Here is a 2,283-nt window from a genome sequence, read left to right as displayed (position 1 = left end):
TACCGAACTCAACAATCGACCCCGCAAAACACTCGGCGGCATCACACCCGCTCAAGCGATGCAACGACTATTGTCAGAGCCAGAAATACCCATCGTTGCGACGACCGGTTGAATTCGCCGTTCCGCTTGCGGGCACCCTCGGACCAAGGCGCCGCGCGGCTCGCCCGTTGCAATCCTCATACGGGGGGTGTCTCGCAACCTCAGTGTGTCCAAACACATGGGTTTTGACACACTTCGGTTACGAGCGACCGTGCCTCCGCGGCGTTGTCTGGATCGAAAACAGGACTGATTTCCTAGTAGACACGTCAGGCTTACGATTCTCAGTGAGATAGGAACTGCTCCATTGCTGGCGGCCAGGCGCGATTTAGATATAGCCATCTCACTGAAATCGTAAGGCGGAGACACATCCGGCTTGGGTCCAGCGTTCTCGGCAGATATTCGGGTGGCCAGGTGAAATGGAATGGCGTCCACTAATTTGGTTTTTGCCTCTCGTCGACATGGTTGCCGTGAACGGCCTCCTGCGAAGCTGAACGGCAGCTGCGTCTCAGCCCGGTCGCCCCAGCCGATGCCGCCGCCCTCATTGAGATTGGCGAAGTGGGCCTCGTGGCTATCAGCAAGTCCCTTTCGTGCCGGCCGACCTGTCAACGCTCCTGCTGGCACCCGGTGTGTGGTGCGATTGCGTCACCGTTCAGGACTGTTAGATCAGCTCGGCGTAGTGTCCGCACTGGCTTCCTGACCTGGCGGTGACGGCGTCTCTGCGCGCGGGACGATGAGCAGTTCCGAAATGCGCCGGCGATCCATCGCCGTGACCTGCAGACTGATGTCGTTGAGGTGGACGACATCACCGATCCGCGCGAGACGTCCGAGCCGTTCGATCACGAAACCGGCTACGGTATCGGATGCGCTTACGGGCAACCGCACGCCGGTCGCCTCTTCAAAGTCCTGGAAATTGAGGCGGCCGTCAAGTGCTCCGCCCTCTGACTGGAGGTCGCGTACGGGAGACTCGGTGTCGTACTCGTCGAAGATTTCGCCTACAACTTCCTCTACAAGGTCCTCAAGGGTGACGATGCCGTCGGTTCCGCCGTACTCATCGACGATAACGGCGATCTGATGTTTTTCTGCTCTCATCATCGTGAGGGTCGGGAGCACACGCGCGGTCGCCGGGAAATACACGATGGGACGCATGATTTCGCGAACCTGCGTGTCGGGATTCTTTGCGATCATCTCGTAGAGGTCGCGCACGTGGACAAAGCCGACGATGTCGTCGATGGTGCGATCGACTACCGGGTATCGCGAATACGGCAGGTCATGCACCTCGGTAAAGACCTCGCGAATGGATACCGTGCCGTCCAGGGCTGCGACTTCGGGACGGGGCCGCATAATCTCGCTGAGCTGGCGGTGCCGCAAAGAGAGTACGTCGTCGAGGATCCGCCGTTCGTCTTCGGGTAGCCCCTCATGGCTCGAAACGATATCTCGCAGTTCCTCCTCGGTCATCTCCTCACTGGTTTTGTGTGGGTCTCCGCCGAGTAGACGCACGATCACGTTCGTCGACCTCGACAGCAGCCAGATAACCGGGCGCATCGCGATCGCAAACCCATTAAGTGCGGGCGCGACCGCGTAGGCGAATGCTGAGTTGCGCTGGATCGCGAGACGTTTGGGGGCGAGTTCACCGAGCACCAGGGACAGATACGCGATCACTAAGGTGAGTGCGATCGTGGCAACCGTAGCCGCGAGCGCTCCGNGACGAATAACGGGGCTACCGATGGGGCGATTGAGGCGGCCCCGTAAGCGGCGGATGCAAACCCGGCTACAGTAACGCCGATCTGTACGGCTGCGAGAAACCGATTGGGGTTGCGCGCCAGAGCCGCGACCTTCTCGCCGCGCCGCCCGCGGGCCGCGATTGCGTTGAGTTGGCTATCACGGAGCGTGACGAGCGCCATCTCCGTGGCTGCGAAAACCCCGCCGATCAGGACGAAGATGAGGACGAGGGCGATGTTTAGTACGAGATCGCCGTTCATAATGTCTCGACCGTCGACATGGAGGTCGGGGTCGAGACGCGGGGTCTATGACCGTCGGGAGATGACTCTTGAGGAGTCTGATGCATGCGTAGAAGGTACCAAAGGTCTCCGGCAGAAAGCTGGATTTGAGATTGCCCGATTGCGTGTGGCGAATTCAACCGGTCGTCGCAACGATGGGTATTTCTGGCTCTGACAATAGTCGTTGCATCGCTTGAGCGGGTGTGATGCCGCCGAGTGTTTTGCGGGGTCGATTGTTGAGTTCGGT

At 59.7% G+C, this 2,283-nt stretch carries 1 pseudogene; it reads right to left on the bottom strand.

The window, feature by feature from the left end:
* Positions 1–702: 702 nt before the first annotated feature.
* Positions 703–2,018, bottom strand: a pseudogene (locus E3T46_RS16950) (hemolysin family protein).
* Positions 2,019–2,283: the final 265 nt, after the last annotated feature.

The sequence above is a fragment of the Cryobacterium sp. Hh11 genome (genome assembly GCF_004404045.1).
Classification (GTDB): Bacteria; Actinomycetota; Actinomycetes; order Actinomycetales; family Microbacteriaceae; genus Cryobacterium; species Cryobacterium levicorallinum.
This window is presented reverse-complemented; position numbering and strand designations above follow the sequence as displayed.